Annotated in this window: 13 protein-coding genes; 6 read left to right on the top strand and 7 right to left on the bottom strand. The window is 67.8% G+C overall.

Annotation, left to right across the window (positions count from 1 at the left end; translation table 11 throughout):
- Nucleotide 1: 1 nt before the first annotated feature.
- The 3 genes from FHT98_RS19840 to FHT98_RS19830 form a co-directional block, all read right to left on the bottom strand.
- Nucleotides 2–1,597: an ABC transporter substrate-binding protein gene (locus FHT98_RS19840; protein WP_061964580.1), complete on the bottom strand. Its 1,596-nt coding sequence runs from the start codon at nt 1,595–1,597 to the stop codon at nt 2–4.
- Nucleotides 1,598–1,810: 213 nt separating this feature from the next.
- On the bottom strand, nt 1,811–3,223 hold the full coding sequence (locus tag FHT98_RS19835) for an amidase (RefSeq protein ID WP_142115024.1): 1,413 nt from the start codon (nt 3,221–3,223) through the stop codon (nt 1,811–1,813).
- An 11-nt stretch (nt 3,224–3,234) separates the two neighbouring features.
- Nucleotides 3,235–4,464: a M20 family metallo-hydrolase gene (locus FHT98_RS19830; RefSeq protein WP_142115023.1), complete on the bottom strand. Its 1,230-nt coding sequence runs from the start codon at nt 4,462–4,464 to the stop codon at nt 3,235–3,237.
- Nucleotides 4,465–4,609: 145 nt separating this feature from the next.
- Between FHT98_RS19830 and FHT98_RS19825 the strand changes: the two genes are divergently transcribed.
- The 3 genes from FHT98_RS19825 (at nt 4,610) to FHT98_RS19815 (ending at nt 7,914) form a co-directional block, all read left to right on the top strand.
- A complete protein-coding gene (locus FHT98_RS19825) occupies nt 4,610–6,016 on the top strand; it encodes an MATE family efflux transporter (protein ID WP_248309261.1) in 1,407 nt (468 codons plus the stop codon).
- Nucleotides 6,017–6,198: 182 nt separating this feature from the next.
- Nucleotides 6,199–6,960, top strand: coding sequence for a L,D-transpeptidase (locus FHT98_RS19820; protein ID WP_061964587.1), 762 nt, complete (start codon nt 6,199–6,201; stop codon nt 6,958–6,960).
- Nucleotides 6,961–7,116: 156 nt separating this feature from the next.
- Entirely contained in the window at nt 7,117–7,914 is a 798-nt protein-coding gene (locus FHT98_RS19815) for a DUF2076 domain-containing protein (protein ID WP_142115022.1), read from the top strand.
- A gap of 98 nt (nt 7,915–8,012) precedes the next feature.
- Here FHT98_RS19815 and FHT98_RS19810 read toward each other — a convergent pair whose 3' ends face one another.
- Together FHT98_RS19810 and FHT98_RS19805 are read right to left on the bottom strand one after the other, a co-directional pair.
- Complete coding sequence (locus FHT98_RS19810) at nt 8,013–8,831, bottom strand: L,D-transpeptidase (protein WP_142115021.1); 819 nt, start codon at nt 8,829–8,831, stop codon at nt 8,013–8,015.
- A gap of 169 nt (nt 8,832–9,000) precedes the next feature.
- Nucleotides 9,001–10,431 (bottom strand): lipopolysaccharide biosynthesis protein, encoded by a 1,431-nt coding sequence (locus tag FHT98_RS19805; RefSeq protein WP_142115020.1) that lies wholly within the window; start codon nt 10,429–10,431, stop codon nt 9,001–9,003.
- Between the two features lie 216 nt (nt 10,432–10,647).
- Between FHT98_RS19805 and FHT98_RS19800 the strand changes: the two genes are divergently transcribed.
- A complete protein-coding gene (locus FHT98_RS19800) occupies nt 10,648–11,139 on the top strand; it encodes a GNAT family N-acetyltransferase (protein ID WP_142115019.1) in 492 nt (163 codons plus the stop codon).
- Nucleotides 11,136–11,978, top strand: coding sequence for a DMT family transporter (locus tag FHT98_RS19795; RefSeq protein WP_244511884.1), 843 nt, complete (start codon nt 11,136–11,138; stop codon nt 11,976–11,978). The genes FHT98_RS19800 and FHT98_RS19795 overlap by 4 nt, the downstream gene beginning before the upstream one ends.
- Here the strand turns inward: FHT98_RS19795 and FHT98_RS19790 are convergent.
- Both FHT98_RS19790 and FHT98_RS19785 read right to left on the bottom strand, forming a co-directional pair.
- Nucleotides 11,975–12,448, bottom strand: a complete 474-nt coding sequence (locus tag FHT98_RS19790) for a PaaI family thioesterase (RefSeq protein WP_210244393.1) — start codon at nt 12,446–12,448, stop codon at nt 11,975–11,977. The genes FHT98_RS19795 and FHT98_RS19790 overlap by 4 nt on opposite strands.
- A 69-nt stretch (nt 12,449–12,517) precedes the next feature.
- Entirely contained in the window at nt 12,518–12,973 is a 456-nt protein-coding gene (locus FHT98_RS19785) for a MarR family winged helix-turn-helix transcriptional regulator (RefSeq protein WP_142115017.1), read from the bottom strand.
- Between the two features lie 228 nt (nt 12,974–13,201).
- Here FHT98_RS19785 and groES point away from each other — a divergent pair, with 228 nt between their 5' ends.
- The gene (groES, locus tag FHT98_RS19780; RefSeq protein WP_061964603.1) at nt 13,202–13,489 is read left to right on the top strand and encodes a co-chaperone GroES; all 288 of its coding nucleotides are present in this window, start codon (nt 13,202–13,204) and stop codon (nt 13,487–13,489) included.
- Nucleotides 13,490–13,498: the final 9 nt, after the last annotated feature.

Here is a 13,498-nt window from a genome sequence, read left to right as displayed (position 1 = left end):
ATCAGTCCTTCTTGACGTCCCAGAAGAACGGCAGCGGCCCGCTGACCACGCCGGTGACGTTCTTCCGCCAGGCCTGGTAGCCGAGATAGAAGCCCGTCGGCGCGAAGACGACGTTCTCGACGGCGGCCTTGTTGAGGCGGCCCATCGCCGCCTTTTCCTCGGCCAGGTCCTTGGCGTTGAACCAGTTGGTGACCTCGGTCTCGACGGCGGGCACGTCGGGCCAGCCGAACCAGGCCTTGTCGCCATTGGCGCGGATCGCGGTATAGGCGGCCGGATTGATGCAGTCGGCACCGGCATGCCAGGTGTGGAACATGCTCCAGCCGCCCTGCCCCGGAGGCGTCTTCTGGGCGCGGCGGGAGCCGACCGTGCCCCAGTCGGTGGCGACGAAATCGACATTCATGCCGATGCTCTTGAGCAATTCCGCCGTGACGTCGCCCATCGACTTGGTCGCGGCCATGTCCTGCGCGACGACGCAGACCACCGGCTCGCCCTTGTAGCCGGCCTCCGCGAGGAGCTTCTTGGCCTCGGCGACGTTGCGCTTCTTCAGGATCTCCCCTCCCTCCTCGGTGTAGAGCGGGGTGCCCGGGGTGAAGAAGCCGGGCAGCGGCTTCCAGAGCTTGTCGTCATCGCCGACGACGGCCCGCATGTAGTCTTCCTGGTTCATGGCCGTCAGCACGGCCTGACGCACCTTCACGTTGTTGAAGGGCGGGAACAGGTGGTTCATGCGGAAGGCGCCGACATTGCCGAGCGGATCGCCGATATCGACATTGATGTCCTTGTGGCCCTTCAGCACCGGCACGAGATCGGCGAGCGGGGTCTCCCACCAGTCGACCTCGCCATTCTGGAGGGCGGCCGCGGCCGTCGCCGGGTCGGGCATGATCACCCATTCCACGCGGTCGACGAGGATGTTCTTGCCACCGGCGAGCCAATCGGCCTTCTCCGAACGCGGCTTGTAGTCCGCGAATTTCTCGAACACCGCCTTGGCACCCGGCACCCATTCCTTCTGGAGGAACTTCATCGGACCGGAGCCGATATATTCGGTGATCTGGGTGAAGGGATCGGTCTTGGCGATGCGCTCGGGCATCACGAAGGAACAGGGCGCGTTGTTCTTGGCCAGCGCCAGCAGCATTTTCGGGAAGGGCTGCTTCAGCGACCATTTCCAGGTCAGTTCGTCGACCGGCGCGAGCTCCACCTGGATGGCACGGAGCATCAGGCCCATCGGATCGCGCGCCGACCAGCGAACGAGGCTCGCGACCACGTCCTTGGAGGTGACGGGCGTGCCGTCATGGAACTTGAGGCCCGAGCGCAGCTTGAAGGTCCAGTTCAGGCCGTCGGAGGAGACCTCCTCGGCCTCGACCATCTGGCGTTGCGGCTGGAACTTGGAATCGATGCCGTAAAGCGTATCCCAGACCAGCGCCGCTGCGTTGCGGACGACGTATTGCGTCCCCCAGATCGGGTCGAAATTGGCGAGATTGGCCTGCGGTACGAAGCGTAGGGTCTTGCTTGGACTTTGCGCGAGGGCCGGCATCGCCAGCCCGCCGGTCGCGGCAGCCATGCCGGCGCCCGTCGCGGATTTCAGAAACGTCCTGCGATCCATCTTGCTCTCCCCTGGAACGGCGCCTCTAGACGGGCTGCCTTGGCGCGAGTTTGGGCAGAAAAACTCCGCCTGACAACTCGCAGCAGCACCCGACCAGGGCCACCTCGCCGCCTGCACGGTTCGTGCCAGACGGAACTTTCGGGCGGGAGCCCGCTGTTTCGGTTCCGCACGGGCCATTTCGGGCCCGGTTCCGGAAAGAATGAAAAATCGCGATTAAATCGGTTTGACCGGTTCATCGACGCGCGCGAAGGGCCGTGCCAGCTCGAACGCCGCCGCAGCCCGCAGCACGAGCGCGTCCTTGCCGAAGGCGCCGACGATCTGGAGCGCGGCCGGCAGGCCGGCCTTCGTCAGACCGCAGGGCACCGAGATCGCCGGCTGCTCGGTGATGTTGAAGGGGTAGGTGAAGGGCGTCCAGCGCGTCCAGTCCTCGCCATAGGCGCCATGCTGGGGCGTATCGCGCCCCACAGTGAAGGCCGGCAGCGGCAGTGTCGGCGTCAGCAGCAGGTCGTATGTCTGATGGAATTGCGCCATCCGATAGGCCAGCGCACTGCGCCGGTTCAGCAGCGCGTCGACATAATCCGAGGCGGGGATACGCTCGCCCTGTTCCGCCACCGCGACGAGGCCGGGGTCCATCTGCTTGCGGCCGGCGGCGTCGATGCTCTTCAATGCCAGCGCCGCTCCCGAGGCCCAGAGGGTCATCAGGATCTCGATCGGATCGTCGAAGCCGGGATCGACCTCCTCCACCGTCGCGCCAAGCTCGGCGAAGACCTGCGCGGCGGCGGCCGTCAGCGCCGCGATCTCGGGATCGACGGTCACGTCCTGGCCAAGGCGCGGAGACCAGGCGACGCGCAGACCCCTCAGGCCGCCCTTGAGCCCGTCGACATAATCCGGCGGGCGATCGGTCAGCGCCGTCATGTCGCGCGCGTCGGGCTGGCCGATCACCTTCATCGCCAGCGCCGTATCGGTGACGGTGCGGGTCAGCGGGCCGAGATGAGCGAGGAAGCCCATAACCGAGATCGGCCAGGCCGGGACGCGCCCGTAGCTCGGCTTCAGGCCGACGACACCGGTGAAGGCTGCGGGAATGCGGATGGAGCCCGCCCCGTCGGTGCCCATGTGGAGGCAGCCGAGATTGAGCGCGGCACAGACGGCCGCACCCGACGAGGAGCCGCCCGGCCCGGTTCCGGTGTTCCAGGGATTGCGGGTGATGCCGGTGAGCGGCGAATCGCCGACGCCCTTCCAGCCGTATTCCGGCATGGTGGTCTTGCCGAGGAAGACCGTTCCGGCCTCGCGCAGCCGCGCAGTAATGGGGGAATCCTCGGCGAAGGGCGCACCGGAGGCGATGGCCGAGCCGCGCTGCATCGACCAGCCGGCGACGCCGAGATTGTCCTTGATGGTGACGGGCACGCCATCGAGCGGGCCGATCGCCTCGCCCTTCAGCCAGCGCCCCTGCGAGGCTTCGGCCATGGCCAGCGTGACCGCCTCGTCACGGACGGCGAAGGCATTGACCGCGGGCTCGAAGCGCTCGATGCGGGCGAGCGCATCCTTCGCGACCTCGACGGGAGAGAGCTGCTTGCTGGCATAGAGCGGGCCGAGCTCGGCGGCGGAAAGCGAGGCGATCGTCGTCATCTGGGGACCTCTCAGGCGTTGGCGACACGCCAGGCGGTGGTGAGCAGGATGTTCGCGCCGGCGATCATGTCGTCATCGGTGCTGAACTCGGCCGGGTTGTGCGAGAGCCCGCCGATCGAGGGGATGAACACCATCGCCGTCGGGCAGAGCCGCGCCATCATCTGCGCGTCGTGGCCGGCGCCGGAGATCATGCGCCGGACGGCCAAGCCGAATTCGCCGGCGCTGCGCTCGACCTCGGCGATGATCTCCTCGGCAAAGGGCGTCGCCGGGAAGCGGGCGAGATCGCGGAAGGAGACCTCGATGCCGTCGCGCTCGGCGAGCTCGGCACAGAAGCGGCGCACAGCTTCCTCAGCCTTTGCGAGCGGCGCATCGAGCGGGTTGCGCAGGTCGAGCGTCATCACCACGGTTTCGGGCACGACATTGACGTTGCCGGGCTGGACGCGGATGACGCCGCTATTGGCGAGCTGGTTGGGAATGGTCTTGGTGAGCTCGTTGGCGAAGATGTTGATGCGCGCGGCAGCGAGCCCCGGGTCCTTGCGATAGGCCATCGGCGTCGTGCCGGCGTGGCTGGGGCGGCCCTTCAGGGTGAGTTCCAGCCAGCAGATGCCCTGGATGCCGGTGACGGCACCGAGCCCGCCGCCCTCGTTCTCGAGGATCGGCCCCTGCTCGATATGCATCTCGATATAGGCATAGGCCGGCAGGAAGCCCGGCTTCTCCACGCCCTCGTAGCCGATGCGCTTCAATTCAGCGCCGAGGCCAATGCCGTCTGAATCGACTTCCCTGTGCGCCGCCTCGACGCTCATGCCGCCGGCCCAGACATAGGAGCCGAGCATGTCGGGGTGGAAGCGCGCGCCTTCCTCGTTGGTGAAGGCGATCACCGCCATGTCACGCTTCGGCGTCAGTCCGGCATCGCGCAAGGCGGCGAGAACCTCGACGCCGGCGACGACGCCAAGCGCGCCGTCGAAGCGCCCGCCGGTGCCGACGGTGTCGATATGCGAGCCCATGATGACGGCAGGACCGTCCTGCTGGCCCTTCAGGACGCCGACGATATTGCCGATGGCATCGACGCGGGTATCGAGGCCGAGTGCCCTCATCTGGGCGACGAGCCAGTCGCGCCCCTGCTTGTCCTCATCGGTCAGGGCGAGGCGCCGGCAGCCGCCTTCCGGCGTCGCGCCGATCTTCGAGAGTTCCGCGAGGCGCGAGGTCAACCTCGCGCCGTCGATCCTCAGATTGGTGCTCATCGGTTCAGGCCCTCCAGCAATTTCCGAGGCAAGATGCAGACCGCGGCGACGGTTGTCGACCCGCGTCCAGCGCATCGGCTCCGAACGGTGAAGCGCGTAGCGGCGGCTGTTTCGATGCTCCGATCGGGGGTAGAAGCAGCGCCCCATGTCTGAGATCGTCGAATCCCGCCCGCATCATTCCTGGCTCGGGGAAGCCCGCGCCATGCTGGCCCTGAGCTGGCCGATGGTGCTGACCAATGTCGCGCAGACGGCGATGACCGCCACCGACGTCATCATGATGGGCCAGTTCGGCCCGGATGCGCTGGCAGCCGGCGCGCTCGGCACCAATCTCTACAATGCAACCCTGATCTTCGGCATCGGTGCGATGGGCGCGGTCTCGCCGATGATCGCGATCGAGCTCGGCCGCAACCGGCATGCGGTGCGCGATCTGCGCCGCACGGTCCGCCAGGGCTTCTGGGCCGCGGCGACCATGGTCGGGCCGATGTGGCTCTTCCTCTGGCAGGCCGAATTCATCCTGAGAGCGATGGGTCAGGACCCCGCCCTGTCGAAGGCCGCCGCGTCCTATCTCCACACGCTGCAATGGGGGCTGCTGCCCTTCTTCCTCTATCTGTGCCTGCGCGGCTTCGTCGCCGCGCTGCAGCGGCCGCGCTGGGCTTTCATCGTCGTGCTCTTCGCGGTGGCGTTCAACGCCTTTGCCAACTGGTGCCTGATGTTCGGGCGGCTCGGCTTTCCGGCGCTCGGCCTGCCCGGCTCCGGAATGGCCACGGCCTTGTCCTCAACCCTGATGTTCCTCGGCCTCGCGCTGGTGGTCATGTGGGACAGGCGTTTCCGGCGCTATCGGCTGTTCGGCCGCTTCTGGGTGCCGGACTGGCCGCGCTACCGCGCCTTCTGGCGCATGGGCCTGCCGATCTCGCTGACGCTCTCCTTCGAATCGCTGATCTTCTACGGCGCCGCCTTCATGATGGGCCTGATCGGCTCGACCGCGCTCGCGGCCCACGCCATCGCGATCCAGATCGCCTCACTCGCCTTCATGGTGCCGCTCGGCATCGGCCAGGCCGGGACGGTGCGGGTCGGGCGCGCCTTCGGCTCCGGCGACAAGGAGGGCATCCGGCGCGCCGGCATGATGGCGCTCATCCTGGCGCTGAGCTTCATGTGCTTCACGGCGCTGCTGATGGCGACCGTGCCGCATTGGCTGATCGCCCCCTTCCTCGACCGCTCGAAGCCCGGTGCGGAAGCGGTGGCCCAGATCGCGGTGGCCTTCCTGTTCTACGCCGCCCTCTTCCAGATCGCGGACGGGGCGCAGGTCATCGGGTCGTCGATCCTGCGCGGCCTCGGCGACACGCGCCTGCCGATGATTCTCGCCGGCATAGGCTACTGGGGCATCGGACTGCCGCTCTCCGCGGCGCTGGGTTTCCTGACTCCGCTCGCCGGCAGCGGCATCTGGATCGGGCTGGTGATCGGGCTTTCGCTCGTCGCCGTGATGATGCTCTGGCGCTGGTGGGCTCGCGAGAAGCTCGGCCTGCTCAAATGGGGATTGCGGGAAGCCACCTGACCTGGCGAGGCGGCCATCCGCCCTGTTGCCGAACGGCAACAGCGTTGCACGGACACAATTTGGCCATCTCCTGTTCACCCCACGGCCATCTCGGCAACCTTGAACGAGGGTGAGCAACGGCGCATGGAACTCAAGGCGCCGCCCCGCCGTTCATTTCGCCCGTAACACCGAGTTGTCTGTCGATGTCCCCCGACCGCCCATCCGCCTCCCCCCTCGCCCGGCCGACCCGCCGCGTCTTCGCTGCGCTGAGCCCGCTCTTCCTTGCCGCCTGCGTCGCGAACCGACGCCCGGAGCCGTTCGAGGTCGCGCATCAGGGGCCGCATATCAGCGCCGAATATCTGGCGATGTATGGCGAGCGGCCGGATGAGCAGCACCCGCTGCCCGCGACGGACCTTTCCGAGGTCGAGCCGCAGTTCCTGCGCCGGATCGTCTCCTACCCGACCCGCGAGCAGCCCGGCACGATCGTCGTCGATACCGACAACCGCTATCTCTATCTCGTGATGGAAGGCGGCCGCGCCGTGCGTTACGGCATCGGCGTCGGCAAGCAGGGCATGTCCTGGCGCGGCCGCGCCACGGTCGCCCGCAAGGCGCAGTGGCCGCGCTGGACCCCGACCCCGGCGATGATCGCCCGCGAGCCGGAGCGGAACCGCCCCTGGGCCGGCGGCATGGCCGGCGGCCTCGAGAACCCGCTCGGCGCCCGCGCGCTCTATCTCTACCAGGGCGGCCGCGACACGCTCTATCGCATCCATGGCACCTCCGAGCCGTGGTCGATCGGCAAGTCCGTTTCCTCGGGCTGCATCCGCCTGTTCAACCAGGACATCATCGACCTCTATGGCCGCGTCCCGACCGGCACGACCGTCGTGGTGCTCAACCGCGGCACGCTGCAGGCACCGTCCGAGATCGACGAGGCGCCGCCGCCGGACGACGATTTCGGCAGCATCTGAGGCCGAACAGCCTGCCTGATGCCGCACCGGATTCTCCCGAAAAGTGAAATTCGCTTCTCGGTCCGATGCGGTCACGGCGCCGCCTTGATACCGTCACAGGCCGATCCCACCTCTTGAGCGCGGCGCAACCGCACCGCGCAACGAGAGGAGATGACGATGACGCCGCAGGAACGCGACGTGATCGCCGGGATTTTCGACCGCCTGAAGCAGGCGGCCAATCAGCCCCGCGACCCCGAGGCTGAGAATTTCATCGCAGAACGCCTGCGCGAGCAGCCCTATGCGCCCTATGCCATGGCCCAGGCGGTCTATGTGCAGGAGCAGGCGCTGGCCAACCTGAACCAGCAGGTCGAGAGCCTGCAGGCGCAATTGCGCGAGGCGCAGACGCGCGCCAGCGAGGCGGCCCAGCCGCAGGCCGGCGGCTTCCTGTCCGGCATATTCGGCGGTGGGTCGGTGCCGCGCACCGGCTCGGTCCCACCCGTGCCGCAGCGCGCCGACGCAGCCGCACCCTCCGCCGCCTGGAACACGCAGCCTCAGGCGCAAGGAGCTCCCGGCCAGGCCATGCCGATGCAGCAGGCAGCGCAGCCCGGCCCGTGGAGCAACCAGCCGCAGCAGCAAGCTGGCGGCGGCGGCTTCATGGCGAGCGCGCTGACCACCGCGGCCGGCGTCGCCGGCGGCATGATGCTCGGCAATGTGCTGACCAATGCCTTCGGTGGCGGCAGCAAGCCCGCGGCCCAGACCGCGAGCGACACCGCCAGCTCCGGCAGCAACGCGGCGGCGACGCCGCAACCGGCTGCCGACCAGGCAGCCGCAGCCCAGCCTGCCGCCGACCAGACCGCGCAGGATGGCGGCTACGGCCAGGGCTATGACGGCGAGGCCAGTTACCAGAACGCCGGCCATGACGACGCCGATCCCGGCTTCGACGATGGCGGCGGGGACGACGACAGCTGGGTTTGAGATCGCCTTCCCCGTCTTGTCACCAGGATAGAATGCAAACGGCGGCCCGCGATGCGAGGCCGCCGTTTTTGTCGATCGGTGTCAGATGAGGCTGTGCCTCAGATCACCAGCACCTTGGCGCCGACGCGGACACGCTCGTAGAGATCGGTGACGTCGTCATTGGTCATGCGGATGCAGCCTGACGAGACCGCCTGCCCGATCGTGTTCGGTTCGTTGGTGCCGTGGATGCGGTAGAGCGTCGAGCCGAGATACATGGCGCGCGCGCCCATCGGATTTTCGGGGCCGCCGGCCATGAAGCGCGGCAGGTCTGGCCGGCGCTTCAGCATCTCGGACGGAGGCGTCCAGCTCGGCCATTCCGCCTTGCGGGTGATCGTCTTCATACCGGCCCAGGAGAAGCCCGGCCGGCCAACGCCGATGCCGTAGCGCATGGCCCGGCCGCCCGGCTGCACCAGGAAGAGGAAGCGCTGCGGCGTATCGATGATGATCGTGCCCGGCTTGTGCGGCCCGTCATAGGCGACTTCCTGCTTGCGGAAGCGCGGGTCGACGATCTGCTGGATGCCCTGCTGCGGCTCGACCGGCTCGCCGAGAGCGGCCATGCGGCGTGTGGCACGCGGCTGGCGCGCCGCCTCGAACGGGTCCGGCTCGTAGCCGCCCTGCGGCTGCATGCGCTGGCCATAGGCATAGCCGCCGGGGCGGTTATAGACCGCGCCACCGCGGCCATAAGGCGTCGGATCGCGCCCGGTCATCAGCATCTCGATGAAGCCGCCGCCATAATTGCCGTGTCCGCGGCTCGCGGCCATCGGGTCGCCCGGTGCGGCATAGCCGTAGTTCTGGCGAGTGCCCTGCGCGGCAACCGGAGCGGCAACGGCCATGGCCCCGACAACGGCGAGGAGCGGGAGAAGAATCTTTCGACGCATGACGCAAGCACTCTCGACATCAACTGCCGGAAGCCTGCGGCTTGCCTTCAAAGGAATGGTGAATCGTTGACTCTTAGGCGCAGAAACCGGCTCGAAGCCGCTGAATTCGCGGAATTAACCTTAGCAGGCGGTCAAGCGACAGGGTGAAGGAAACCTTGCCAGCGCAGCCTCACCGGCGCGCGGAGCGCCGGGCGAGCCAGCGCAGCTTCAGGCCCGTGCGCCAGCGGCCGACATCGCAGGCCAGGAGCACCGCCGCATAGACCAGCCCGCCGAGCGCGACCTGGAGCGGGAGTTCAAGCGCCGCCGGCAGCGTGCCGCGCAGCGGCCAGATCGCGAGCCCCATCGCGGCGCCGGCGGCGAGGACGCATGCGATCTCGCGCCAAGGCGGCGATGCCGGAAGCGCGCGCAGCGCCACCACCGCGGTGACCAGCAGCGCCGTCAGATAGGCGGCGCTCTGCGCGATCGAGACCGTCGTCGGCGCGAGCGTGCCCGGCAGGGCGAAGATGATGGCGAGGTCGACGGCCAGCCCCGTCAGGGCAGCCAGCGCGGCAATAAGCGTACGCTTCGCCAGCAGGAAGACGGGCGCGAGCGCCGCCTGGAACAGTGCGATCGCAGCGAAGCCGGGCAGAAGCAGCGCCATATGATCGGCGAAATGGCCGCGGAAGCCCTGGGGAACGAAGAGCCGCTCGAAGGCCGGCAGGATCAGCCAGAAGCCAAGCGCGACCGGCAGCACGCAGGCGATCACCACGACCATGTTGCGGGCGATGCGCTTCTGCGCGGCGATGCGTCCACGCGTCTCGTCGAGGCTGATGATCTCGCGCAGCAGCACGATCTCGAGCATCGAGGCCAGCACGGGGAAAAGCCGCAGGCCGATATCGGAGGCCAGCGAGAAATAGCCGGCCTCGGCGAAGCCATGGCGATCGGCCAGGATGGCGCGGTTGATAAGCGGGATCGCGGCGTAGACCGCATTGCCTGCGACCAGCGGCAGGGCATAGCGCGCGAAATTGCGCATCAAATCCGTCCGCGGTGCGCCCGGTGCCGGCTTCGCATCGGCCAGACGGCCGCGATTGGCGAGAACGGCAGCGCCCGCGCTGAGCACGCCGCCGAGCAGGACGACGGTCGGATCGCGGGTCCACCAGGCGCCGCCGACCATCAGCAGCAGGGCCGCCACGCTCCTGACCAGGACGAGCCGGGCATAGGCTGCATCGAGGAAGCGGGCGCGGGCGATGGCGGCGTGATAATCGAACCAGCCGGCAGCGATACCGCCGGCGACCGCAGCCATCAGCAGTGCGGACGGCAATCCGGTATCGACCCCGGCGAGCATCGCCGCCGCCAGAAGGGCCGAGAGGGACAGAGCGACACCGGCGAAGAGCAGATCGAGCGTCGCGCGGATGCCGGGGTCGCTCTCGCGGCTCTGCAGGGAGTAGAAGCGGACGACCGAGAGCTTCAGCCAGTCGAGCAGCGCCGTGTTGACGAGCACGACGGTGGCGGCGCCGATGGCGTAGAGCCCGAAGGCCTCCGGGCCGAGGAACAGGGCGACGAGCAGCCCGAGGACGAAATTCAGCCCGGCATTGACGATGAAGGGCAGAAGAACGGTCATCGTGCCTTCGCCGCCTCGTCCCGATCTCTGCGTTGCCACGGTTGAAGCACGCGACTCAAACCAGCCGCACCGCCCTTCGGATCGGGGGTAGCCGGACGGGGCGATATTTCCAAGGGGAAGCTGCGAAGGCGCTCCCGCCCGCCCTGCTGCCACGGCATTGCGCAACGCCGTTCCCACACCTGTACGACGGGAGGATTTGACCCTAAGGCAGGCGTCATGACCCCGCCCATCCGGCTTGCCCATGACGACGATTCCGGTCCGCTCTCCGCCCTGATCGCGGCGAGCTTCGCGGAATATCCGGGCTGCGTTTTCGTCGAGGCGGAGCTTCCGGAGCTGCGCCGGCCCGCGACCGCTTTCGCAGCCAAAGGCGGCATGCTCTGGATCGTGGATGGACCGGACGGACGCATTGCCGGCTCCCTCGGCATCGTGCCGGTTCCCGAGCAGAACGCCGCCGAGCTTGCCAAGGTCTATGTCGACCCCACGTTCCGGGGCGCCGGGCTGGCACAGGCCCTCTTCGCCAGGGCGATGGACTTCGCCGAACAGGGCGGCTTCGCCGAGATGACGCTCTGGTCGGACACGCGCTTCACCCGCGGTCATCGCTTCTACGAGAAGCTCGGCTTCATGCGCTGGCCGGGCGAGCGCTATCTCGGCGATGCCTCGGAAAGCTGGGAGTATCATTTCCGCAAGCGGCTGCGCCCCGGCCCATGACCTTGTCCATCGCCTTCCGGGCCGCGCTCGGCATCGCCCTGCTGACTGCCATGGATGCGGTCATCAAGGGCCAGATGCAGCAGCATTCCTTCATCGTGGCGCTGTTCATGCGCTTCCTGATGGGCGGGCTCTGTGCCCTTGCGGTGCTGGCGATCGCGCGCCCGGCACGCCCGACCCGCGCCAGCCTCATCGGCAATATCGTGCGCGTACCGATCGTCGTGCTGACGGCAGGCAGCTTCTTCTACTCGGTCTCGGTGCTGCCCTTGGCGGAAGCGTTGACGCTGTCTTTCCTCGCGCCGGTCTTCGTCGCGCTGCTCGGGGGATTGATCCTCAAGGAGAAGATCGACAGGCGCATCCTGCAGGCGCTCGGCTTCGGGCTCGCCGGCATGCTGGTCATGGTCTGGCCGCGCCTACAGGGCCATGTCAGCGGGGCCAGCCTCGGCGTCGCTGCCGCGCTGTTCTCGGCCGTCAGCTACGCCTTCAATCTGATCCTGCTCAGGCGCATCGCCGTGCGCGAGCACCCGACCGTCATCGTCGCCTTTCAGAATTGCGGGCCGGCGCTGTGCCTCGCCATTCCGGCCTGGTACGCCTTCGTGCCGATGAGCTTCGGTGACCTCGCCGCCTATCTCTTCGCGGGAGCGCTCGGCGTCGCCGGCCATCTCACGCTGACCTCGGCCTATGCCCACGCGGCCGCCTCGCGCCTGGCGCCGATCGAATACACGGCGCTGGTCTGGGCGAGCCTGCTCGGCTTCTTCGTGTTCGGCGAGGTGCCGCTCTACACGACCTATGCCGGCGCGCTGCTGATCGTCGCCGGGGCCGTCGCCGTCAGCCGGCGCTAGGGCTTAGTCTGCAAGATCAGGCAGGTCTCGGTGCCGTGCGCGAGCAGCTTTCCCCGCGCGTCGACGAGCCTGCCCTCCGTCGTCACCACCGTATTGCCGCGGTGTATCAGCCTGCCTTCGCAGCGCACCTTGCCGCTGTCCGGCATGACCGGGCGGACATAGTTCAACTTCATCTCCAGCGTGGTGTAGCCCTCGCCCGGCTTCAGCGTCGCGTGGGCGGCGCAGGCCATGGCGGAATCGAGGATCGTCGCGGTCCAGCCTCCATGGATCGTGCCCAGCGGATTGAAAAAGCGCGCCGAAGGCTGGCCGGAGAAAACCACCCTGCCCTCATCGGCCTCGACCAGCTCGAAATCCATGGCGTCGGCGAAGGGCGGCGCCGGATTGGTGCCGGCGATGATCCCGCGCAGGAAACTCAAGCCATCGCCCGCGACCAGTTCCTCGCGAGACACCACCCCAACCACGCGCTTCATGCCAATCTCCATTCGTGTATCTGCACGATAGAGATATCAGCGAGCGATGGTCAACCGGTGAGCGCCGCCTCAGCGCTCGCCGCGCGCGGCCCGGCGCAAGGCCTTGAGGCCGTCGCGGGTTTCGCGCCAGCGCTCCTCGCCGAAGCCGCCCTCGATCTTGTCTTGCGCCTCCCGCCAGTACGGGATCGCGGCCTCGATCGCGGCCTTGCCCTTCTCCGTCACCGCATAGACCGAGGCCCGCCCCCGGCACTCGACCGGCTCGACCATGCCCTCAGTCGCCAGAAGCTGGAGGTTACGCGTCAGCGAGGTCCGCTCCAGCGCGAAGCGTTCCGCCAGCTCCGTAACCGATTTCCATTGCCCCGTGCTGAGCGCCGAGAGCAGCACAAACTGGGTGATCTTGAGCCCGCTCGGGCGCATCGCCTCGTCATAGGCCCGCGTCACGGCGCGTGCCGTCATGCGCACATGCAGCGCGACGCAGGAGCGGGCGATGGCGTCGAGGCGCGGGTCGGGCGAGGGCGTCGTCATTCCGCCATGTTAGCGTGTTCAAGCGCTGCTGCCAGCAGGCCTGCTGCGACCTGCGACATCGCATCCGCCGGCGTTCACTTTATCGCGGGGCGCTTCCTTGACTCTCCGGACGCCCGCGCCTATCTCCCCGCCATCTGTTAGCACTCCCATCGGGTGACTGCTAACAGCCTCCCCCGGGAGCCCTTCAGCGGCACCCGAAACGAATAAGACCGAGAGGAAGACAGAACCATGAAGTTCCGTCCTTTGCATGACCGCGTCGTGGTCCGTCGCCTGGATGGCGAAGAGAAGACCAAGGGTGGCATCATCATCCCCGAGACCGCCAAGGAAAAGCCCCAGGAGGGCGAGGTCATCGCCGTCGGTTCCGGCGCGCGTGACGAGGCCGGCAAGCTCGTTGCCCTCGACGTCAAGAAGGGCGACCGCGTCCTGTTCGGCAAGTGGTCGGGCACCGAGGTCAAGATCGATGGTCAGGACCTCCTGATCATGAAGGAATCCGACATCATGGGCGTCGTCGGCTGATAGCCGCCT

It is taken from the genome of Allobosea sp. AK1 (assembly GCF_006714945.1).
Taxonomy (GTDB): domain Bacteria; phylum Pseudomonadota; class Alphaproteobacteria; order Rhizobiales; family Beijerinckiaceae; genus Allobosea; species Allobosea robiniae.
Note: the sequence above shows the minus strand (reverse complement) of the source record. Positions and strands in the feature narration are given on the sequence as shown.